Consider the following 21510-nt stretch of genomic DNA (forward strand, 5'->3'; position numbering starts at 1 on the left):
TGCTGCGCAATCCCAAACGCCGTTAGCCTGCCAGCCCCACATAGACATTTTGCACATCGTCATCCGCGTCGATGGATTCGAGGAAGGCCTCGACTTCTTCACGCTCCGCATCGGTGAGTTTCACCGGATTTTTGGCGCGGTAGCCTAACTGGGCTGACTGCACGGTAAAACCCTGTTCAGGCAGCGCGCGGCAGACGGCATCCAAATCGGTCAGATCGGTCAGGAACAGCGTCGCACCCTCCTCTGCGGGTTCGAAATCTTGAGCACCGGCTTCGATCGCGGCCAACTCCGCATCGCTGTCAGGCCTCGCAGGTAGCGCTTCGATCATGCCCAGATGATCAAAATCCCAGGCGACCGAACCGGATGCTCCCAGTTGTCCCTTGCGGAACAACACGCGGATGTTAGGGTAGGTTCGGTTGGGGTTGTCGGTCAGGCATTCGACGATGACCGGGACCCGGTGCGGCGCAAAGCCCTCGTAGGTCAGGCGCTCCAGACTCATGCCTTCATCAAGCAGTCCGGCGCCTTTTTTGATGGCGCGTTCCAGTGTTTCTTTGGGCATGGATACTTTTTTGGCTTGTTCAACGACCAGTCGCAGGCGCGGATTCATGTCGGGGTCGGCACCGGCGCGGGCGGCGACCATGATTTCCTTCGACAACTTGCCGAAAACTCGTCCTTTTGCATTTGCTGCGACTTCTTTATGTCTGGCTTTCCACTGTGCGCCCATATCTGCTCTCTATTTATTTAACCTATCGGGTATAAGGATGGCATGCTTTATGCGCGTGCCTGTTGCGCGGTAACTGTATTAGTCTGCGCCTGTGCGTATTATCCCTGATAAAATAGCCGGCTGGTAAGGCCTGCCGCACCAGCTTGCAATATTTTAAATCATACCCAAGTGCAAGAGCTCAAATAGGCCGGACTTTATCCGCCATACGGGGCCGTCAAGTAACAGGAGAACGCGCATTGCAACCCAATAAAAATTCTGCAGACGACTACGGAATTTCAGATGACAAACTGGCGAGTTTCGCCTCATCCATCGAAATCCCGGCTTGCCCGCGCGTCATCGTAGAAATGACTCAGGCGCAAAATGCGTCGAGCCCGGATATGCGTGAGATTGCCAGACTCGCCGAGCAGGATCCTGCGATGACCGCGGCGCTGCTCAAAACAGTTAATTCGCCCTTTTTCGGCTTGCGCGCGAAGATGTTGTCCGTGCAACAGGCGGTGATGTTTCTGGGAATGCGCAATGTGATCAATATCGTCACCGCGATCGCTTTGAAAAATGCCAGTGGCGATGTGCATGGCGATGGCGTGCGGTATTTTTGGGATCAGGCCTCGGTGACCGCGGCCTTTGCAGCGGATCTGGCCAACCGTATCGTAGGGCTTGCGCGCGATGAGGTCTATATTCACGTGCTGTTTCGCGATGCGGCGATTCCTCTGATGATTGCGCACCGGGTTAAATCAGGCCAGTTAAGTCAGGCAGTGCAGGCTGACAAGCAGCTCTATATGGCTCAGGTTGAGATCGAGCAGCGCAGCATTGATCACGCCGTAATCGGTTATCACTTCACGAAAAAATGGCTGCTGCCCGAGCGTACTCAACAATCGGTGCGTATGCATTTGAATATTGAAATGTTTCTGGGCGGTGCGCAGAAGGAAGAGGTCGCTAAATGGGTCTCGCTGCAAATCGCCATCGGCTATCTGGCTGAACATATCATGCGCGAGCATTTCGGGCTGCCGCACAGCGAGCTGTGGATGACATCGCAGATCGATGCATTTTTGCGCTATGTCGATATCGGTCGCGCAGAGTTCGATAAAATTACCCTCGAAATGCTGGATGAGAAAAAAGGCAGCTCAATGATGGACGATCTGGTATCCATGTCCTAGTACACCGGGTCGCTATATCCCTGTTGTCGGCCGCGCTTATATTTGTTGGCAGGGGGACGACCTGCTAAAATAACCCCCCTTTTCAGCTCCTTCAAAATTCCCATGCAACCTATATCCGAATCAATGACCGCAACCGAGAAACGCGCCAGCTTCGGTTTGGCCGGCATCTACGGGCTGCGCATGCTGGGTCTGTTCATCATCCTGCCGATTTTTGCGTTGTATGCAGAAAAATTGCCGGGGGGCAGCAGCCATCTGCTGATGGGAATTGCGCTGGGTGCGTATGGTCTGACGCAGGCGGTATTGCAGATTCCGGCCGGCTGGATGTCGGATCGCTATGGCCGCAAGCCGATCATTTACGCGGGGCTGGTCATTTTCGCTATCGGCAGTTTCATCGCCGCTTTCGCCGATAATATTTACTGGGTCATTGCCGGTCGCGCGATTCAGGGTGCGGGTGCGATTAATGCCGCCGTGATGGCGCTGACTGCCGATCTGACCCGTGAAGAGCATCGCACCAAGGCGATGGCGATGATCGGCATGACGATCGGCATCACCTTTTCGATCTCGCTGATTCTGTCACCGTTATTAAATGGCGTGTTGGGTGTGCAGGGAATTTTTGCGATGACCGGCGTACTTGCACTGCTGGCGATGGCGATCGTGCGCTTTGTGATTCCCAATCCTGCCATTACTCGTTTTCACAGCGACACAGAAGCCCGTGGCAGCAAATTCGCCGAGGTGTTGAAAAACCCCGAATTGCGCCGTCTGGATTTCGGTATTTTTTCGCTGCACGCTATTTTGATGTCGGTTTTCATGCAGGTGCCATTCGTGCTGCAAAATGATGGCCTCGAGGCATCAGCGCACTGGAAGGTGTATTTGCCCGTCATGCTGATCGCTTTCGTACTGATGGTGCCGCCTATCATCATCGCGGAGACCAAAGGCAAGCTCAAACCCGTGTTTATTGCCGCGGTTGCGCTGGCGATGGCAGCCCAGCTGATGCTGATGCTGATGCAAGACAGCTTGTGGGGTGTGGCGGCGGCTTTGCTGCTTTTCTTCACCGCGTTTAACGTGCTGGAGGCGACGCTGCCTTCGATGATTTCCAAGATTGCGCCACTCGCCGCTAAGGGAACTGCGATGGGCGTGTACAGCAGCGTGCAGTTTCTCGGCGCATTTTTCGGTGCGGCCGTAGGTGGCGCCTTGATGCAGTATGTCGGGCACAATGCGATATTTTTCTTCGCGATCGCCTTGCTGCTGGTCTGGCTGATCGTGGTGTCCGGCATGCAACCACTGGCGGTGGTGCGCACTAAGCTGTACCACCTGAACGAAATGAGCGACTCGGAAGGGGCCGCGTTAGAGCTGCAACTGGCTCAGTTGCAAGGTGTGCGAGAGGTGCTGGTGGTTGCGGCGGAAGGTATGGCCTGCCTCAAAGTCGAGATGCAGGGATTTGATGAAGAAGCTGTTGAACGACTGATTGCGGCCTAGCCTTATGCTGAGGGCGGGCGCTACTAAGGGTGCTCGCTGATCCGGATTACCGGGCGTATGCTTTTCGCCATTGCTTTTGCTTTCTCTAGGGTCTTGCAAATGCCAAGTGCCAGTAGCACGCCGCCCCTGACCATTTTTGATACTTAAGCTGCGTCGTCTTGACTATGTGGCTCGTCAAGTATGGTTAGCTAACGCACAGGTTCGACTGCCCGTCTCCAGCTGTAGGGTCGCATGTTCAATGGCAAACTGATCATGCAATTCTTCCGTCACACGGTTTAAAAAGTCATCCTCCTGAGGGCCGTTCGGCGTAACCAGATGCGCGGTCAAGGCAATCCCGGAGGTGCTCATCGCCCACACATGCAGATCATGCACTTCGCTGACGCCGGGCAATGCCGATAAATAACTTTTGACTGCGGCCAAGTCGATTGAGGCCGGCACGCCATCCAGCGAAAGATGTAACGACTGACGCAACAGTCCCCATGTGCCCAGCAGTATCACCACGGCAATCACGATACTGAGTGCTGGATCCAGCCACGTCCAACCCGTCCATATCAATAATGCGCCTGCGATAACGACGCCTAAGGACACCAGCGCATCTGCCGCCATGTGCAGATATGCGCCGCGCAGATTGAGATCATCCTTGTTGCCGGACATGAATAGCCGTGCGGTAATGCCGTTGATGATCACGCCGATGGCAGCCACCCACATAACAATGTTGCCCTGAATCGGGACAGGATGGCTGAATCTGGCAATCGCCTCCCACACAATGCCGCCTATCGCAACCAGCAGGATCAGTGCGTTGAACAAGGCCGCCATGATGGTGGCACGCCCCCAGCCGTAGGTATGTTTTTGATTGGGTCGCAGCCTGGACAAATAAAATCCCCCCCACGCCATCACCAGTCCCAGTACATCGCTCAGGTTATGCCCCGCATCGGATAGCAGCGCGAGCGAATCGGCCTGCCAGCCGTACACTGCCTCGATCAACACGAAAATGATATTCAGCGTGATGCCGATGGCAAAAGCGCGATTGTAGTTCGTGGCGTGGGAGTGATTATGTGCGGTCATGCTTTATCTTGCCCTGAGAATAGCGTTTCTTGCAAATCATATCAGTCCCGTTTTGATTCGACGAGTCTCGATAGCGTTTTTTGGCTGTGCCTCTGTGATCGAAACGACAGCTACCCTGTCATTTTGCGCGGGTGTTTTTTTGGATAAAAATGCGCAAAACGCTTAATCCAGCTCGTGTATGATCGCGCCGTTTGCCGGCTAAAGTGTTACGCCCGCGTTCACGCACGACTTTCAGTCGTATGGGGGCATGAGGTGTCGAGTGTGTAGGGGCGATTGACATGCAATATCCTCATGGCTTATTAAAATCAGCGGGTTGTAGTCTATCAGGACCGCTTATACAGAACGCTAGCGACACAATTTTAAAAAAATCATGTCGGGTTCCATTCGGTATATTTTGTTAAAACCATTCGTCTCTGAGCTGAGTTTGTTTTTGTGTGATGCGCTAAATTTCCTCATGGATTATTGAAAATGTCAGAACGTAATGATTTGTCGCAACATATACTGCCAACCTCGGCTCAATTGGTTGGCGTATGTCTGACCGTTATTTCTTTGGTTAAGGTACTGCATCTGGGGCAGGCAGGATCGCTACTGGATAAATTTCTGGCGATTGATGCGCTGATATTTACGATCAGCACAGCCCTTTCTTATGCATCGATGCGTGGCGTAAAATCGGCAAGTTTTGAAAAATATGCTGACCAGTTTTTTATGCTGGGGCTGTTGGAATTGGGTGTTTGTGCCGTCCTGTTGTCATTTGAAATAATTTAAACTGGAAAATGAAGCTGAGTGTTCGCCACGGGGTTGTCTCGTTTCGTCACGCTGCATCAGGGTGAACTTCCTCAATAGGAAGCAAAACGGTTATTTAAAGCCGCGACATTGATCAGGCGCCTGCGCATGAGAATTTGCCGCTGAAATGCGCCTCATCTAATTCCGGATTGCAAATTGCCCTTCTTAGTTTTGCGCGGCGTGCGCCAGTGCGATGTCGCTAAGCTCGGTTGTATAGCGCGGCGATACGTTGCCGCGCTTCATGGCCCAGCTTTTTGTGATTCCCTCTCCCAGCAAGTGTAGGGTGCCGCTCCCCATGCGGCGATTGATCAGGTCGAGTGTGGCCATCAGCGTGGCGGATTTTTGTTGTGCTTCGCTATCATCAAATAGGGAGCGTGGCTTGTCGTCGCTTGCGATGATGCCGGACAGTACGATGCCGGCTTTTTGGTAAGCGTAGCCTGTGCGATAAATTTGCCGCAATCCTGACAGCGTTGCGTGACACAACACGCGCGTATCATTGCTGGGCTCCGTTAATGCTTGCGTGAGGCTCGGCTGGTATTGCGGCGCTATGAGCTGATTCGGGTTGGTGCGGATGGCAACCTGCACGCAGCAGGCCATCGACTGCTGGCGGCGCAATTTTTCGGCAGCACGGCTGGTGTAGGCGATCACGGCTTCTTCTAGGTCAGCCAGTTGTGTGACCGGAATGCCGAACGAGCGCGAACAGATGATTTGTGCGCGCGGCCGGGCACATTCGTCAAGCGACAGGCACGCGGTGCCGCCCAGTTCCGCCACGGTTCTCGCAAGGGTGATGCCGAACTCGGCACGGATGCGCTCACCGGATGCGCATTTGAGTGCCAGTACCGTGGTGATGCCCATTTCCTGTAACCGGCTGTGCGTACGCCTGCCGACGCCCCAGACTTCACCGACCTCGATGCGGCCCAGCAGACGGTTTAATTCGTCGTCCGATAGCGCGTTGAAATTGCAGATGCCGGAGGAGCGTTTTTTGGCGACATGGTTGGCGAGCTTTGCCAGTGTCTTGCTCGCAGCAATGCCCACGCAGACAGGAATGCCGACGTGCTGTTTGACTCTTTGGCGCATCGATTGAGCGTAGCGGGTGAGTTCGTCGATCCCTGTCACATCGAGGAAGCATTCGTCTATCGAATAGACTTCCTGGTCGGGCGAGAACTGCGCTAATACGCGCATTACCCGGTTGGAGAGGTCGGCGTACAGCGTGTAATTAGATGACAGCGCGATGATGCCGTGCTGCTTGGCGAGTTCTTTTAATTTGAACCAGGGCGCGGCCATCGCAATCCCCAGATTTTTGACTTCTTGTGAACGCGATACCACGCAGCCATCGTTGTTGCTTAGTATCACGACGGGTTTTCCTTCCAGCGCCGGCTGAAACAGGCGTTCGCAGGAGACGTAGAAGTTGTTGCAGTCAACCAGTGCGATTGCGCGCTGCATACGGTTAATTTTTTCTGCTAAATCGGCTTAATGCTTGTGTACGTTCCAGCTCACCACGCCCCAGATGGAAAAATCCTGTTCAGGCTGGATGCGCATGTCGTCATAGTCAGGGTGTGCTGCGCGCAGCACGGGGCCATCGCTCGTGTGCAACAATTGCTTGACGGTAAATTCGCCATCGACCACGGCAATCACTACGCAGCCCGAGGTGGCGGGCAGTGCGCGGTCGACCACCAGCAGGTCGCCGTCGAAGATGCCTAAACCGCGCATCGATTCACCCGCAACGCGCATGAAAAAGGTCGATTCGCGGCGTCCGATCAGGTGTTCATCCAGACTGATGCGCTGTTCGACATAATCGTCGGCAGGAGACGGGAAGCCTGCCGGTACGGCGCGGCGCAGCAGGGCGCGCTGGCGATAAAACAATTCCTTGTTGGGCGAGGTCATAGAGAGCAGAACGGACGGGGCGCTACGGCGCGAAGCGTGTAATTGCATGATGGTTATCTCCGGTATTTGCGAACGAGACCGGTCAGTACGCCGAATATTTCCAGCGTGCCTTGCGGGCGGATGATAGGGAACGCGGGATTGGCCGGGCGCAGAATAAACGCGCCATTCTCGCGATCGAGGGTTTTGAGCGTGAAGTCATCATCGACGATCGCCACCACGATATCGCCGATATTCGCCGTCATGCGTTTCTCGACCACGGCGACATCGCCATCGTGTATGCCCGCATCGATCATCGAATCGCCCTTGACTGTGATGAGCGTGGTCTTTGAGGGGGTATCAATCAGCATCTCGTCGATTACGAAAAAATCTCCCTGCGTGGCGGTGACGGATACGGGCATGCCTGCCTGAACCGTCGATTCGGCCAGCGGCCGCGCGAAAAATTGTCGGGTGGGTATCCATGCACCATCGGGCGTACGTTCGATGAAGTCGGCCTCCCCGAGTCGGGTTAGGATGGTTTTTACCCAGGATTTGGAGGCGATGCCGAAAATTTCGCACAAACGGGCATAGGACGGAATGCTTTTCCAGTCTGCGTAGTAGTCTTGAAGCTTGTTTAAATACTCGGTATCTTTAGAGTTGAAGTCGGTCATGGTAATTTCCTTGAGAACGAACGTGCTGTGCAATATAAAGAACGTTCGTTCTGTTGTCAATGGGATTCATTCAGATGATTTTGGCGCGGTTGCTAGGTGCCATGTGTTGTGTGTATTTAAAATGTATTTTTCAATTCAAACATGCGTCTGCAATCAGTTAGAATGAAAACATGAATGAAAAATTAATTTTTGTCAGGACGGAAAGCGGGGACGGCGAGGCGCGTGGTCGTACCGCGCTTCTGTCCAAGGACATCAAGCGCGCATTGATGATGGTGGACGGTACGGCTTCGGTCGCTGAGATCATGAAGCGCTCTTCACCCAGTTTGCGCGGTATGTTGCAAGATATGTTTCTCGAGTTGGCGCGAGGCGGTTTTATTCAGGATAAAAGCAAGGTTTCCAGTTTGGCTAAACTGGTTGCGCCTCATGCGCCGGTAGCATCCCCTAAAAAGCCCGATGCCGGGATTGAAGAGCTGGATTTTACCGCTGCTTTTCGTGTGCCCACCTCCGCCATGATGGCTGAGGAAGCGGCTAAGCTCTCGCGTGAAAAAGCCCGAGTCGAGGCGCAAGCTCAAGTTGCCCGCCAGAAAACTGAGGAAGAAGTTGCCCGGGTGAAGGCTGAGCAGGCTGCACTCGAAAAAGCACAAATTGCCGCGCGCGAGGAGGCGGCTCGTGTCGAGCAAAAAGCGGCTGAAAAGGCGCGCGTCCTAGAGGCTGAGCGTATCGAAGCCGCAGCGCGGCAGGCGGAAGCACGCGCTCGTGCGGAAGAGCAGGCAAAACGCGACGCTGAAGTGGCACGCGTGAAAGCGGAGTCGGCACGCGTGGCGCACGAACTGGCAGAACGCGTTAAGGCTGAAGCGGCGCGGGTGGTGGCGCAAGAGCGTACCAAGCTGGAAGCGGAAGTGGCCCGGTTGAAGGCTGCGGCCGAAGCCGAAGCGCAGGCGCATGCCCGGCAGGAAATTGAAGCGGCAAAGCGGTTGGCTTCTGAGGAGGCGGCGCGGGTTGTGGCGCAAGAGCGTGCCAGGCTGGAGGCGGAAGCGGCGCGCTTGAAGGCGCAGGCAGACGCTGAAGCGCATGCCCGACAGGAAATTGAAGCGGCAAAGCGACTGGCTGCTGAAGAGGCCGCACGCGTTCGCGAAGAGCTTGAACGGGAGCGTGCAGCAGCGCGTGAACAGACGGCGCGTCAGGTTCGTGAAGCGGCTGAGGTGGCCCGCATCAAGGCGGAACAGGAGGCTGCCAAAGCGGCTTTGCGTGCAGAAGCTGAGCGTCACGAGGCCGCAGAAGCCAAGCTGAAAGCTGAGCAGCATGCAGCGCAAGTGCAGGCTGAAGCCGACGTACGTGCGTTGGCGCTGGCACAGGAGCGCGCGAAGCTTGAGGCGGAAGTCTCTCAGCTCAAGGCGGATGCCAGAACGGATGAACGCAGGCGCGTCGATACGCTGGCCAGACTGGAAGCTGAGACGGTCAAGGCGCAGCAGGCATCCGAGCGTCTGCTGCGGGAAGCGGAGGCCCGGCGTATCAAGGCTGAGGAGGAAATTAGTCTGGTGCGTCGCGAGTCTGAGCAGCAATTGTTGCAGGCGCGTGAAGAGGCCGCACGCGAACACGCTGAAAAAGTTGCGGCGCAAAGAGGCGCACAGGTTGAATTGATCAGTCCGATTCCCGATGAGGATGCCAGTAAACTCGTACCGGATGACCCTGTGTTGGCTGCAGTCGTTAGATTAAACGCAAAGCACGCCGACGAAGAAAGGAACGTTGTTTCTGCGTTGGATGAATTGACTCAGGCAGCCGCTGCCGCCGCGTCGCGAGACTCCTCGCAGTGGGTGGTGCGTAGCGATTCGGCACCTGCGACTGACAGGCGGCAGGCAGCGCCAGCGGTGCCCGGTTGCGACAGCCGGGGAGGCAACAACGGTGTTCCGGTTGTCGAGCGCAGAACGACAACGGCAGCGGTGCTGTTTTTCGATATTGTGGGCTATACCAAACTGTCTGATCAGCGGCAGATTTCCTTGAAACAGCAGTTCAGCCAGCTGGTGGGCAACAGTCTGGATCCGCTCGACGCCGGAGAGCGCATTATTCTGGATACCGGGGACGGTGCTGCGATCGGATTTTTGCAACACCCGACCGATGCGCTCGAATCTGCGATCCATTTTCGTGCCGGCCTGACGGCTAACAGTCACTTTGACTATCCTGATTTACGCGTGCGTCTGGGGATACATTTAGGACCGGTCAGTCTGGTCAAAGATATGAACGGGCAGATCAATATGCTGGGCGATGGCATCAACAGCGCACAGCGTGTGATGAGCTTTGCCGGTCACGATCAAATTTATGTCTCCCGTGCCTATTTTGAATTTGTCTCGAATCTGAGTGATGAGTACAAGGACTTGTTCCGTTATCGCGGTGCGCAACAGGACAAGCACGGTCGTGAACATCAGATTTACGAATTGATCGACGCGAATGCCGAAGTCGTATTGCCTCAACCTGAAATTCTGTCGTCCGAGGGCTTCGAGGGATTTAATCTGGATGCCTTTGATCTGGAGGCGCCTGCTGAGGCTGAGGTCTTGATGCCTGAGATGGCGCTCTCGCCGCAGCTCAGCGCGGCTGATCAGTTGCTGCTCGATGCCGCAAAATTGGAATTGCCGCCTATCGTAGCGCCTGTTGAGGCGATTGCCGCGACGGTTGCGCCTATCGCTGCTCAGTCTAAAGTCGTAGCGGAGTATTCCGAGCAGGAAGCAAAACAGCTGGCGGATGCGCAGGCCAAAAAGTGGCGGGAAGCGGAAAGCCGGGCGGCGGAAGACGCGCGGAAAACGGTGCCCCCCCCCCAGGCCGCACCCGAGCCGGTCGTCAGATTGCCTCGTGTGCCTCGTAAACCAAAGCCCTGGGGTAAACTCGCGGCCGGACTGGCTGTCGCCTTAGTCGCGACTTTGTTCGCGTTGCCGGCCGTGATGCCGATGCAAAGTTATCTGGCGAACATCGAGCAGACGCTGAGTGCGAAATTGCAGCAGCCTGTGCACATCGGTCGATTGTCAGCTCGGATACTGCCTGCGCCGCGTCTGATCCTGAGCGAGGTTTCCATCGGCGCGACACGTCAAATTCAGGCGGATCAGGCACAGGTCAATTTTGCCTATTCTGCGCTGTTTGGTGCGACCCGCGCGATCGACAGCCTGAATCTGGAGGGGGTGCGGGTGAAGGATGAGGCCTTGTTGCAAGTGGCAGGCTGGCTGCAGCAGACGGCGAGCGATGCGCATTATCCTGTCGCGCGCATTGGTTTTACACAGGCTCGTCTGGAATCCGACAGCGTGCCGTTATCCGGGGTGGGCGGCGAGGTGGATTTTGATGCATCGGGTCATTTTACTGAGGCAAAACTCAACGCGGACGGCCATAAACTGGTGCTGGAGCTTCACGCCGGGCCAAAGTTGCCGTTCAGTCTGACGCTGCGCGATCGGGCGCTACCGTTGTTTCCTGACTGGATATTCGAGGATTTAAAGGCGAACGGCGAACTAAGCCAGGATGAAATGCGCATCAGCGATCTGGATGGCAGGATCAGGGGCGGTGTGTTGACCGGTGATGCGCGCATCAATTGGCGTGAGGGCTGGCGTGTACAAGGCGCGCTGGAGGCTAAAGTTATTCCGTTGCAGAACATCAATAAGCTGCTCGGCGGCGATCTGGATGGCACGGCGCGCTTTCAGATGCAGTCGGGGCGTCTGGCTAAACTTGCCGATACGGCCGTACTCAATGGCGTTTTTAACGTTAACAAGGGAATCGTCAACGGTGTGGATGTTGTTGAAACCGCCCGTTTGCGCAGCCGTGAGAATTTGCCCGGTGGCAGAACCCATTTTGAGGCGATGAGCGGCGAGTTAAATTATGCCAATGACTTATACCGGTTTAGCCAGCTTAAGATCAATGACAGTGTGGTCAAGGCAGCGGGGACGCTGGCGGTGAATCGCCAGAAATTATCCGGCATGCTCTCGGCGGATTTATCCATGCGTGCCGGTACGGTCATGTTGCAAGTTGAAGGGACGACGGCGAGTCCAGCGCTGCATGTGGCACACTAAATCTGAACGGGTTTAATATTCGGCCAGATACAGCGCAACGTGTTCGGCGCCATTCGGCGTGACCCTATCCACGGCGGGCGCGTCTAGTATCTGTATCAGCATGCCGGAGAAATCGCCATTCTCCAGTGAGTTTTGCGGAATTTCACGGCAGACACCATGCTGTTGCAGCCACGCGATCAATGCGGGGGACTCCGGCCAGTCCGGCCGGTTGGCATAGAGCACCGGCACGCCGGAACCTGCGGCCTCAACGAAACTGCCATAGCCGGGTTTGCACAGCAGCACATCCGAGCTTGCCAGCAAATCGTAGAAACTGAACGGGAGCGCTTCAAAATTAATGGCGTCCGGATGTTGGTCGCTGCAGTTTGCCTGCAACAGATAGCGTACACCGTCCAGTCGGGGCCAGTTTTCCACGGGCAACCGGCTGCTAATGCCTCCCATACTGACCAGCACCAGTTTTTCCTGTGCTGACAATTTTAGATGCCGGTTCAATTCACCGCGCCGGCGGGTGCCAATCGCGGCAATCGGCGCGACCGGCGTCACATTGGCAAGGTTGCTCATCGCCATGCCGGGCGTGGTGCGCCAAAACACATCCGCACCGGCGTAGCTCGACTGGATTTGCGCGGCGATAGTCTCATCGCGCGTGTCTGTTCCATCGCAGCAGTAATGGCGGTAGATGTCCGCCCAGTTTAGCGAGCACAGCGCGACATTCGCAATGCCTGCGCGTTGTGCGCCCGCCAGCGGCAGGTAACCTACGTTGGAAAATACTCTGTCTGCGCCCAATGATTTTAAGAGGCGTGCTTCTTCGGTGACGCGTGCGTCCCAGTCCGCGTGAAAGGCATGATAGGCGCTGCGGCTTTTTTCGATGTCGACGGTCAGTGCGGATGACATCACCATGCCGATATCGCCGGTGCTGTTAAGGTAGTCAAAAGGTGCGTGGATGCGTGAGCGCAGATGTGACTCTGGCGCCGACGAGCGCACGGTGATGCGCAGTTGCGGACAGCGCTGGTGTAAGGCGTTTAAGATCGGCGCAGTTTGTGCGACATGCCCGAAACCGTGGCCGGAGACGGATACGACCAGATGGCGGGGGTTGCTCATGGTGTGAACGAGAAAGTCGGGAGGTGATTATTCCACATTTGCCAGAGCCGGGTGGACGCGCTTTAGCGGTTGCGTTGAAGCGCGCGTTAAAAACGCGCGGTTGATCACAGTAGTTTTTGGGCTCTATATGAAAGACAGTCGGTAATACGAAATTTCAGCGGGTGAATAATACAGCAAACACGGTTTTCAGCAGCTCCTGTGCGGTAAACCGGGGGGCGCCTTTTCTTGGGTGACTTTCTTTTGGCGACTCAAAAGAAAGTCACTAGCCGCCGGGCTGCCCCCGCAGAAGTAAATTGAGATTTATAGCCCCCTACAAATCGCTTAAAGCAGTTTTTTTAACTGGTACAGTGTTTCCAGCGCTGCTTTCGGGCTCATGTCATCGGGCTGGATGTCGCGTAAAGCTGCCAGTAGCGCATGCTCTTCGGGTTCAGGGAGGTCGGGTATTGCCGCGAATAAATCACCCTGCGGACTTTGTGCGGCGCTGTTTTGTTCCAGTACGCGCAGCTGCTTTTTGGCGGTTTTGATGACTTGCGCCGGCACGCCTGCCAGTGCCGCAACCTGCAGGCCGTAACTTTGGCTCGCCGCACCTTCATTGACCGAGTGCAAAAAGACGATGCTGTGCTGGTGCTCAATGGCACTCAGATGTACGTTGGCAAGCTGGGCGAATTCTTCTGATAAACGCGTCAGTTCGAAATAATGCGTGGCGAACAAGGTGTAGCTCTGGTTCTTGTTCAGCAGATGGCAGGCAATCGCGTAGGCCAGAGCGAGTCCATCGAAGGTTGAGGTGCCGCGCCCGATTTCGTCCACCAGCACCAGACTCTGTGCGGTGGCGTTGTGCAGGATGTTGGCCGCCTCCGTCATTTCGACCATGAAGGTGGAGCGTCCGCTGGCCAGATCGTCCGATGAGCCGATGCGGGTGAAAATCTGGTCGATCTCGCCTAAGACCGCTTGCTGCGCCGGCACAAAACTGCCGACATGGGCCAGTAGTGCGATGATGGCGACCTGACGCATATAGGTGGATTTACCCCCCATGTTCGGGCCTGTGATGAGCAGCATGCGCCGCGCGTCAGACAACTCGGTATCGTTGGGCGTGAAGCGCTCAACTTGCGCTTCCACGACCGGGTGGCGTCCGCCGCTGATTTGAATTGTGGAATCGCCGGTAAATTGCGGTGCGGTAAAGTGCAGCGTGCGGGCACGCTCGGCAAAGGTGGCCAAGACATCCAGTTCGGAGATCGCGCCTGAGATGCGTTGCAGTTGCGCAATGTACGGCGCTAATTGTTCCAGTAGCTGATCATAGAGAAACTTTTCGCGGGTTAGGGCGCGGTCGTTGGCGGACAGGGCCTTGTCCTCGAAGGTTTTCAGTTCTGGCGTGATGTAGCGTTCTGCGTTCTTGAGCGTCTGGCGGCGGCGATAGTCATCTGGCACGTTGACGCTTTGCGCGACGGACACCTCGATGTAGAAACCATGCACGCGGTTGTATTCCACTTTTAAAGTAGAAATGCCGGTGCGCGCTTTTTCGCGCGCTTCCAGTGCCAGCAAAAAGTCGCCGCAATTGGTCTGTATGCCGCGCAATTCGTCGAGTTCTGCATCGAATCCGTCGGCAATCACACCGCCTTCGCGTATCACAGAGGACGGGTCGCTGCGCAACGAAGCTTGTAGTAGCGCCGTGAGATGGACATCCGCTTGCAGGGCATCGCTTAGCGCATTAACCCGCGTTGAATCGCAGGCGTTTAACGTTGTGTGCAGTTGCGGTAGCGCGGTGAGTGTATCACGCAGGCCGGACAGATCGCGCGGGCGGGCCGATTTCAAAGCGATGCGTGCGGTGATGCGCTCGACATCGACACAGGGCTTTAAGTGCGTCTGTACAGCATCCGACAGCTCGGTCAGTTTATCGACCGCATCGAGGCGCGCGCGCAAAATATCGCGGTCGCGCAGCGGATGGTGCAGCCAGTGCGACAGTAGCCGGCTGCCCATGTTGGTCGAACACGTGTCGAGCAAGGAGAGCAGTGTGGGCGCTGCCTCGCCCCGCAAGGTCTGGGTGATTTCCAGATTGCGCCTTGTCGCGGCATCCATGCGCACGTAGTGATCGGCGCTGTAGACTCGCAAGCTACTGACGTGATCCATCGTCTGGCCTTGGGTAAGACGGATATACCCCAACAGGGCGCCGGCAGCTTCAAGGCCTGCGGTGTACTCATCGCAGCCGAATCCTGCCAGATCCAGCGTGGCAAATTGCTGACACAGCGTGCGGCGTGCGGTGTCGAGTTCGAAATGCCACGAGGGCAACTGCCGGCAAGATGCGGCAGGGAGCAGATTTGAATTCTCGGCTTGCAGGATTTCCGAAGGTTGCAGGCGTTCGAGTTCGGCGGGCAGATTGTCAATCGCCGTCTCGCAGACATAAAAGTGTCCCGAGGCCAAATTCATCCAGGCCATTCCCAACAGGCCGTTCCGCTGGTGCAGGCTTAGCAGCAGGTTGTCGCGTTTTTCGTCGAGCAGCGCCGAATCGGTCAGGGTGCCAGGGGTGACGATGCGCATGACTTTGCGCTCGACAGGTCCCTTGCTGGTGGCAGGATCCCCCACCTGCTCGCATATCGCGACCGACAGCCCCAGCTTGACCAGTCGCGCCAGATATTGTTCGGCTGCGTGATAGGGAATGCCGCACATCTTGATCGGCACGCCGTTTGAGGAGCCGCGATGCGTCAGCGTGATATCGAGCAGCTTTGCGGCGCGCTCGGCATCTTCGAAAAACATCTCATAAAAATCGCCCATCCGGTAAAACAGGAGTCCGTCCGGGTGTTCGGCCTTGATGCGCAAAAACTGCTGCATCATCGGCGTGTGATTGGCTTTGTTGTTTTCCATGGGCAGGATACGGTTAATTCTCTTTGGTAATGTCGTAGAGCTGGTATCTGGATTTTCCTAGATTTTTTGCCTGATACATCGCGGAGTCGGCATGTGCCAGCAGCATTGCTGCCTCGCCTTTGTCATGCGGGAACTGGGTAACGCCGATGCTGCCGGTGACGAACACGTTCTGCTCCCTGATGCCGATCGGCAGGCAAATCTCTTGGAGTATCCTCACCAGCAGTTCTTCAAAATCATCCGGTTTGTGCAGATCGTTGAGCAGGATGACGAATTCGTCACCGCCTACTCGGGAGACTGTGTCATTCAGGCGCAGGTGGCTTTGCAGGCGTTTGGAAATTTCGCGCAACACCAGATCGCCCGCCGTATGGCCGAGGGTGTCGTTGACGGGTTTAAAATTATCCAGATCCAGATAGCACACCGCCAGAAAACTGCCGGTGCGTTCTGCATGGGCCATCGCAAGTTCCATGCGATCTGCGAGCAGCAGCCGGTTGGGCAGTCCGGTCAGCGCATCGTGATTGGCCATATGTTGCAGTTCTTGCCATTGTCCTGACAGGCGTGAGAAATTAGAAAAAATCCCGACGTAATTGCAAATGGCGCCATTCTCTTCTTTGATAGTTGAGAGTGTCAGCCAGTCTGTATAGGTTTCTCCCGAATTTGACCGGCTCTTGATTTCGCCGCTCCAGTGCCCTTCCTCTGCAAGTTTTTCCATGATGTTGGCGAAAACCAGATCATCATCGAGCCCGGATTTTAGTAAGCGCAGGTTTTTTCCGATCAAAGCATCGAGGGGCTGCTGGGTGATTTGCTGGAAAGCCGGATTGGCATCGATAATATTTGCGCAATGATCGGTAATGCAAATTGCTTCCAGCGTATTTTCGATGGCGTTGGCGGCAAGGCGCAGTTTCGCCTCGGCTTTTTGGCGGTCGATTACTTCTTTGATCAGCTCCAGCGTGCGGCTGGAGAGCGTGTCGTACATCGAGAGCACCGTCTCAATCAGGACTTTCATCGAGCCGCTCATATCGGCTGAGGCCTGTAACTTGGCGTCTGTGAGTGTCATGCCTGCTTGCAGTCCGAGGGCTACTTTGGACATGTGTTTGTCGGACTCCAGAATGTGAAAAGCCAGCCAATGTGTCAGGAATGACAGAATATCTTTGAGCGTTTCATTGACGGTGGCATTCTCTTTTTTGCTTTTCAGTTCGAGCAAGTCGGTGACAAACCGGTTGTGTGAGTGCTGGTGTTCGACTTCCCACTCATCGTCTGCGAGATGTGCATGCCAGACGGCCTCTTCGGTTTTGAAATGGTAAACAGCGTAGTCGGCAAGTTCGCTGAAAATGCGATCCAGTTCTGCCGTGTCTGACTGGTAAGCAAGTCCGCACGCGAGCAGGTTGATCAGATGGATGAGTCTTTTGTGCTGTTCATCGATCAACGGGATGCCGGTGGAAAAATTATCGTTCCAAGGGAAAACTTCAATCGATTCATTCATCAGATTCATAATTCTGCCTAACGGGTCGGATTTGCTTTAAATTTTAGTCTAATTTATTGAATTTAAAGTAAACTTTTTGCCTGTGTAAAACCTGAGGTGAAAACGCATCCGACCTTGCGGCCGGATGCAGGTGTTTATTTGAGCGCGTCGCTCAGGTGCGGCGCGATGATTTCGAGCAGTTTAGGATGGATTTCCGCATTGCCCGCGCAGATGTGTCCGGTCTTGAGGAAGGTGTCACCCCCTGACAGATCGCTGACCATGCCGCCTGCTTCAGTAATTAGCAGGGTGCCGGCGGCGATGTCCCAGACTTTTAAGCCGGTTTCAAAGAAGCCGTCGTAACGACCCGCTGCCATCCAGGCTAAATCAAGCGCGGCAGAACCCGGGCGACGCAGGCCGGAAGTCTGTTGCATCAGGTCGCGGAAGATGCCGATGTAGGCATCCATGTGTTCGAAATTGGTGTAGGGAAAACCGGTTCCTATCAGTGCGTCCGCCATGTGGATGCGTTTGGATACGCGCAGGCGCTTGTCGTTGAGAAAGGCGCCGCGTCCGCGGGTGGCTGTGAACAGCTCGTTTTTGGTTGGGTCGTAAATGACTGCCTGAGTGATGATGCCCTTATGCTGCAAAGCAATTGAGACGGAAAATTGCGGGAAACCGTGCAGGAAATTGGTGGTGCCGTCCAACGGATCGATAATCCAGACGAAGTCGGACTCGCCGTGAGCGCCGCTCTCTTCTGCTAGAATCGCATGGTCGGGATAGGCATCCAGCAGTGTCTGGATGATGGTTTGCTCGGCGGCGCGATCGACTTCACTGACGAAATCCGCATGGGATTTTTTGGTAATGGTCAGGTGATCGATCTTGTCGGTGCTGCGGTGTATCAGGTTGCCGGCGCGACGTGCGGCCTTCACCGCGATGTTGAGCATGGGATGCATATTTACGACCTTTTTGATGAAATTGCCTTGCGCATACGGCCCGGTTTCGGGCAACTTTTGCGGCGTGGCGGTTTTCGAGTTTAATGAGCGGTAGAATCCAGTACCGTATTCTAGTTGGAATTGAGCTTTGTATAAACAAAATCATTTAAGTAATATCCGGGTCGTCTTAAGTCACACCACGCATCCGGGCAATATTGGCGCTGCGGCGCGCGCGATGAAGGCGATGGGGCTGAGCCGTCTTTATCTGATTAATCCGCGTCACTTCCCCGATCCGCAGGCCTCGGCCATGGCGGCGGGTGCGGATGACGTGCTGCAAAATGCGGTGGTGTGCGCCTCGATCGATGAGGCGTTAGACGGGGTGGTGCTGACTGTGGGAATGACGGCAAGGCAGCGTGATATCTCAAACGAGGTGAGCGTGCCGCGCGAGGCGATGCCGCAGGTGGTGCAGCAGGCCCAAACGCTGCAGGTGGCTTTGTTGTTTGGTACCGAGATGTCGGGGTTGACTAATGAAGAGGCCAGCCGCGCCCAGATGCTGGTGAATATTCCGGCCAATCCTGAATTTTCTTCGCTTAATCTGGCCGCGGCAGTGCAGGTGATTTCCTACGAACTATCGGTTGCGGCGCAAAACTATCAGCCCGTCGAGCAGTCCTTGCAGCCAGCCGCCCATCAGCAGGTCGAAGGCTTTATGAGTCACCTTGAAAAAACGCTGCACGAAATCGGATTTTTCACCACGCAGAATCCGGCGCGCATGATGCAGAGGCTGCGTCGTTTGTATGCCAGAGCGAGGCCGGAAGCCGATGAAATCAACATTCTGCGCGGCATATTGAGCGTGACAACCGAGTACAATGGCCGCCTCAAGGCACGTTACCAGCAAGAGAAAGATGTTTAGTGTTTAAAAATATCAGAGAAGATATTCGCAGCGTATTCGACCGTGACCCGGCTGCGCGCACCACGTTCGAGGTGTTGACCTGCTATCCCGGTTTGCATGCGCGCGTGCTCCATCGTCTGGCTAATATCCTGTGGCATGCCAATTTAAAATGGCCGGCGCGTTTTTTGTCCTATTTAACGCGCGGACTGACCGGCATCGAGATTCATCCGGGTGCAACGATAGGCCGGCGTTTTTTCATTGATCACGGCATGGGGGTTGTGATCGGTGAGACCGCCGAAATCGGCGATGACGTGACGCTGTATCACGGCGTGACGCTGGGTGGTACCTCGTGGCGGCACGGCAAACGGCATCCGACGCTGGGCGATGGGGTAGTAGTCGGTGCGGGTGCGAAAATACTCGGGCCGATCACGGTGGGCGCAGGTGCCAAGATCGGATCGAATGCGGTGGTGGTCAAAGACGTTCCTGCAGGGGCGACGGCTGCCGGTATTCCGGCGCGGATACTCGACGAGGAGAAGAAAAAAACGGCCGGATTCGACGCCTACGGTATCGGCAATGATCAGAACGATCCTTTATCGAAAGCGATACACGGGCTGCTGGGGCATAGTGTAACGGTTGATCAGCGCATTGATTTTATCTTGCAGCAGCTCGAGAAGATGGGTGTTTGCGTTGAAGAAGAGCGCGCGACCGCGGATAAATTTGACCCTAATCATCTGAATAAGATAGTTGATTAAAATATTCGGGTATTATACTATTCTCTCTACTTGAGAACTGAGAATTACTGGAGATAACATGCGATTGACTACCAAAGGGCGTTTTGCGGTAACTGCAATGGTTGATTTGGCGATGAACGGCGGACGAGGCCCTGTAACATTGGCATCTATCAGCGAACGGCAGAAAATTTCGCTATCTTATCTTGAGCAGTTGTTTGGCAAGTTGCGCCGTAGCAATCTGGTTGAAAGTGTGCGCGGCCCGGGGGGTGGTTATTACCTTGCCAAAACAGCGACAAAAATTAAGATTGCCGAGATCGTGGTTGCCGTGGATGAACCCTTGGATGCGACCTATTGTGCGGAAAAAGGCGATTGCCGTGACGGGCAGCCTTGCTTGACGCACAATTTGTGGATGGGGCTCAATGAGCGGATTTATTCCTATTTGGACTCGATCAATCTGCAGCAGCTGGTCGAAGGTCAATCGAAAACAGGATCGGGCGTTACCGCGATTTCGATTAATAAGCAGACCGTCAGATAGTTGTTACGACAGAAGGTTAATGATGAAATTACCGATTTATATGGACTACTCCGCCACCACGCCGGTTGACCCGCGGGTAGCAGAAAAAATGATCCCTTATTTATGCGAGAAATTCGGCAATCCAGCCAGTCGTTCGCACGCCTTTGGCTGGGAGGCGGATGCCGCGGTTGAGTTGGCGCGCGAACAAGTCGCCTCGCTGGTGAATGCCGATCCTAAAGAGATCGTCTGGACCTCGGGCGCGACCGAATCCAACAACCTTGCCATTAAGGGCGCGGCGCATTTCTATCAGGGTAAGGGTAAACATATCGTCACCATGAAGATCGAGCATAAGGCGGTGATCGACACGGTGCGTGAACTCGAGCGTGAAGGATTTTCCGCCACCTATCTGGATCCTGAACCGAACGGCTTGCTGGATATTGAAAAATTTAAAGCGGCCTTGCGTCCGGACACGATTATCGTATCGATCATGCTGGTCAACAACGAAATCGGCGTAATTCAGGATATCGCTCGGATCGGTGAAATCTGCCGTGAGAAAGGCATTCTGTTTCATGTGGATGCGGCACAGGCGACCGGTAAAGTCGCGATTGATTTGCAGGCGCTGAAAGTGGATCTGATGTCGTTCTCGGCACACAAGACTTACGGCCCTAAAGGTATTGGTGCGCTGTATGTGCAGCGTAAACCGCGCGTTCGGTTAGAGGCGCAGATGCACGGTGGCGGTCATGAGCGCGGTATGCGTTCCGGCACCCTGGCGACTCACCAGATCGTCGGTATGGGCGAAGCGTTTCGCATCGCAAAGGAGGAAATGACAGCGGAAAATGAGCGCATTCGCACCTTGCGCGACCGTTTGATGGCAGGCCTGATGGATATGGAAGAGGTGCATCTGAACGGCGATCTCGTGCAGCGTGTGCCGCATAACTTGAATCTAAGTTTTAATTTTGTCGAAGGCGAATCGCTGATTATGGCGATTAAAGATGTCGCCGTCTCCAGCGGTTCTGCGTGCACCTCGGCGAGTCTGGAACCTTCTTATGTTTTGCGTGCGCTGGGGCGTAGCGATGAGTTGGCGCACAGCTCTATCCGCTTCACGGTCGGACGTTTTACCACCGTCGAAGAAGTGGATTATGTGATCGCGTTGATGAAGAGCAAAATCGACAAATTGCGCGAATTATCGCCGTTGTGGGAAATGTACCAAGATGGTATCGACTTGAACACCGTGCAGTGGGCGGCACACTAACAACAGGAT

17 protein-coding genes and 1 pseudogene are annotated in these 21510 nt (G+C 55.2%); 8 read left to right on the forward strand and 10 right to left on the reverse strand.

What is annotated here, in order from left to right; all coding sequences use genetic code 11:
• Positions 1 to 22: 22 nt before the first annotated feature.
• The gene (locus GALF_RS03170; protein ID WP_013292611.1) at positions 23 to 724 is read right to left on the reverse strand and encodes a YebC/PmpR family DNA-binding transcriptional regulator; all 702 of its coding nucleotides are present in this window, start codon (positions 722 to 724) and stop codon (positions 23 to 25) included.
• 236 nt (positions 725 to 960) lie between these two features.
• On the opposite strand from GALF_RS03170, the gene GALF_RS03175 reads away from it, so the two are divergent.
• Both GALF_RS03175 and GALF_RS03180 read left to right on the forward strand, forming a co-directional pair.
• Positions 961 to 1878 (forward strand): HDOD domain-containing protein, encoded by a 918-nt coding sequence (locus tag GALF_RS03175; RefSeq protein WP_013292612.1) that lies wholly within the window; start codon positions 961 to 963, stop codon positions 1876 to 1878.
• Positions 1879 to 2001: 123 nt separating this feature from the next.
• On the forward strand, positions 2002 to 3354 hold the full coding sequence (locus GALF_RS03180; RefSeq protein WP_013292613.1) for an MFS transporter: 1353 nt from the start codon (positions 2002 to 2004) through the stop codon (positions 3352 to 3354).
• Positions 3355 to 3528: 174 nt separating this feature from the next.
• On the opposite strand, the gene GALF_RS03185 is transcribed toward GALF_RS03180, so the two are convergent.
• Positions 3529 to 4419 (reverse strand): cation diffusion facilitator family transporter, encoded by an 891-nt coding sequence (locus GALF_RS03185; protein WP_013292614.1) that lies wholly within the window; start codon positions 4417 to 4419, stop codon positions 3529 to 3531.
• A gap of 110 nt (positions 4420 to 4529) precedes the next feature.
• Positions 4530 to 4610, reverse strand: a pseudogene (locus GALF_RS16115) (phage integrase N-terminal SAM-like domain-containing protein); the annotation flags it as partial.
• Between the two features lie 277 nt (positions 4611 to 4887).
• Here GALF_RS16115 and GALF_RS03190 point away from each other — a divergent pair.
• The gene (locus GALF_RS03190; RefSeq protein ID WP_013292615.1) at positions 4888 to 5184 is read left to right on the forward strand and encodes a hypothetical protein; all 297 of its coding nucleotides are present in this window, start codon (positions 4888 to 4890) and stop codon (positions 5182 to 5184) included.
• 183 nt (positions 5185 to 5367) lie between these two features.
• Here GALF_RS03190 and GALF_RS03195 read toward each other — a convergent pair whose 3' ends face one another.
• Genes GALF_RS03195 through GALF_RS03205 form a run of 3 tightly spaced genes read right to left on the reverse strand, consistent with a single transcriptional unit; the run spans position 5368 to position 7733 of the window.
• On the reverse strand, positions 5368 to 6645 hold the full coding sequence (locus GALF_RS03195; protein WP_013292616.1) for a Y-family DNA polymerase: 1278 nt from the start codon (positions 6643 to 6645) through the stop codon (positions 5368 to 5370).
• Positions 6646 to 6672: 27 nt separating this feature from the next.
• A complete protein-coding gene (locus GALF_RS03200; RefSeq protein ID WP_013292617.1) occupies positions 6673 to 7134 on the reverse strand; it encodes a LexA family protein in 462 nt (153 codons plus the stop codon).
• A gap of 5 nt (positions 7135 to 7139) precedes the next feature.
• On the reverse strand, positions 7140 to 7733 hold the full coding sequence (locus GALF_RS03205) for a LexA family protein (RefSeq protein WP_013292618.1): 594 nt from the start codon (positions 7731 to 7733) through the stop codon (positions 7140 to 7142).
• 170 nt (positions 7734 to 7903) lie between these two features.
• Here GALF_RS03205 and GALF_RS14780 point away from each other — a divergent pair, with 170 nt between their 5' ends.
• Positions 7904 to 11776, forward strand: coding sequence for an adenylate/guanylate cyclase domain-containing protein (locus GALF_RS14780; protein ID WP_013292619.1), 3873 nt, complete (start codon positions 7904 to 7906; stop codon positions 11774 to 11776).
• A gap of 12 nt (positions 11777 to 11788) precedes the next feature.
• On the opposite strand, the gene GALF_RS03225 is transcribed toward GALF_RS14780, so the two are convergent.
• The 4 genes from GALF_RS03225 to GALF_RS03240 all read right to left on the reverse strand — a co-directional run bounded on the left by GALF_RS03225 (position 11789) and on the right by GALF_RS03240 (position 18136).
• The gene (locus GALF_RS03225; protein WP_013292620.1) at positions 11789 to 12871 is read right to left on the reverse strand and encodes a glycosyltransferase family protein; all 1083 of its coding nucleotides are present in this window, start codon (positions 12869 to 12871) and stop codon (positions 11789 to 11791) included.
• 321 nt (positions 12872 to 13192) lie between these two features.
• Entirely contained in the window at positions 13193 to 15727 is a 2535-nt protein-coding gene (gene mutS / locus GALF_RS03230) for a DNA mismatch repair protein MutS (protein ID WP_013292621.1), read from the reverse strand.
• A 13-nt stretch (positions 15728 to 15740) separates the two neighbouring features.
• A complete protein-coding gene (locus GALF_RS03235; protein ID WP_013292622.1) occupies positions 15741 to 17216 on the reverse strand; it encodes a bacteriohemerythrin in 1476 nt (491 codons plus the stop codon).
• A gap of 125 nt (positions 17217 to 17341) precedes the next feature.
• Entirely contained in the window at positions 17342 to 18136 is a 795-nt protein-coding gene (locus tag GALF_RS03240; RefSeq protein WP_013292623.1) for an inositol monophosphatase family protein, read from the reverse strand.
• 127 nt (positions 18137 to 18263) lie between these two features.
• Here GALF_RS03240 and GALF_RS03245 point away from each other — a divergent pair, with 127 nt between their 5' ends.
• Genes GALF_RS03245 through GALF_RS03260 form a run of 4 tightly spaced genes read left to right on the forward strand, consistent with a single transcriptional unit; the run spans position 18264 to position 21501 of the window.
• On the forward strand, positions 18264 to 19025 hold the full coding sequence (locus GALF_RS03245; protein WP_013292624.1) for an RNA methyltransferase: 762 nt from the start codon (positions 18264 to 18266) through the stop codon (positions 19023 to 19025).
• Positions 19025 to 19756, forward strand: a complete 732-nt coding sequence (cysE, locus tag GALF_RS03250; protein ID WP_013292625.1) for a serine O-acetyltransferase — start codon at positions 19025 to 19027, stop codon at positions 19754 to 19756. The genes GALF_RS03245 and cysE overlap by 1 nt, the downstream gene beginning before the upstream one ends.
• Positions 19757 to 19814: 58 nt before the next feature.
• Positions 19815 to 20270, forward strand: a complete 456-nt coding sequence (locus tag GALF_RS03255) for a Fe-S cluster assembly transcription factor (RefSeq protein WP_013292626.1) — start codon at positions 19815 to 19817, stop codon at positions 20268 to 20270.
• Between the two features lie 19 nt (positions 20271 to 20289).
• Positions 20290 to 21501, forward strand: a complete 1212-nt coding sequence (locus GALF_RS03260; RefSeq protein WP_150102558.1) for an IscS subfamily cysteine desulfurase — start codon at positions 20290 to 20292, stop codon at positions 21499 to 21501.
• Positions 21502 to 21510: the final 9 nt, after the last annotated feature.

The sequence above is a fragment of the Gallionella capsiferriformans ES-2 genome, assembly GCF_000145255.1.
GTDB classification, from domain to species: Bacteria; Pseudomonadota; Gammaproteobacteria; order Burkholderiales; family Gallionellaceae; genus Gallionella; species Gallionella capsiferriformans.

Coding starts and splice junctions, on each gene's coding strand:
- GALF_RS03185 (WP_013292614.1), bottom strand. CDS start 4,419: ATGACCGCACATAATCACTCCCACGCCACGAACTACAATCGCGCTTTT.
- GALF_RS03190 (WP_013292615.1), top strand. CDS start 4,888: ATGTCAGAACGTAATGATTTGTCGCAACATATACTGCCAACCTCGGCT.
- GALF_RS03240 (WP_013292623.1), bottom strand. CDS start 18,136: ATGCATCCCATGCTCAACATCGCGGTGAAGGCCGCACGTCGCGCCGGC.
- GALF_RS03170 (WP_013292611.1), bottom strand. CDS start 724: ATGGGCGCACAGTGGAAAGCCAGACATAAAGAAGTCGCAGCAAATGCA.
- GALF_RS03225 (WP_013292620.1), bottom strand. CDS start 12,871: ATGAGCAACCCCCGCCATCTGGTCGTATCCGTCTCCGGCCACGGTTTC.
- GALF_RS03235 (WP_013292622.1), bottom strand. CDS start 17,216: ATGAATCTGATGAATGAATCGATTGAAGTTTTCCCTTGGAACGATAAT.
- GALF_RS14780 (WP_013292619.1), top strand. CDS start 7,904: ATGAATGAAAAATTAATTTTTGTCAGGACGGAAAGCGGGGACGGCGAG.
- GALF_RS03200 (WP_013292617.1), bottom strand. CDS start 7,134: ATGCAATTACACGCTTCGCGCCGTAGCGCCCCGTCCGTTCTGCTCTCT.
- GALF_RS03195 (WP_013292616.1), bottom strand. CDS start 6,645: ATGCAGCGCGCAATCGCACTGGTTGACTGCAACAACTTCTACGTCTCC.
- GALF_RS03260 (WP_150102558.1), top strand. CDS start 20,290: ATGATGAAATTACCGATTTATATGGACTACTCCGCCACCACGCCGGTT.
- mutS (WP_013292621.1), bottom strand. CDS start 15,727: ATGGAAAACAACAAAGCCAATCACACGCCGATGATGCAGCAGTTTTTG.
- GALF_RS03180 (WP_013292613.1), top strand. CDS start 2,002: ATGACCGCAACCGAGAAACGCGCCAGCTTCGGTTTGGCCGGCATCTAC.
- GALF_RS03255 (WP_013292626.1), top strand. CDS start 19,815: ATGCGATTGACTACCAAAGGGCGTTTTGCGGTAACTGCAATGGTTGAT.
- GALF_RS03205 (WP_013292618.1), bottom strand. CDS start 7,733: ATGACCGACTTCAACTCTAAAGATACCGAGTATTTAAACAAGCTTCAA.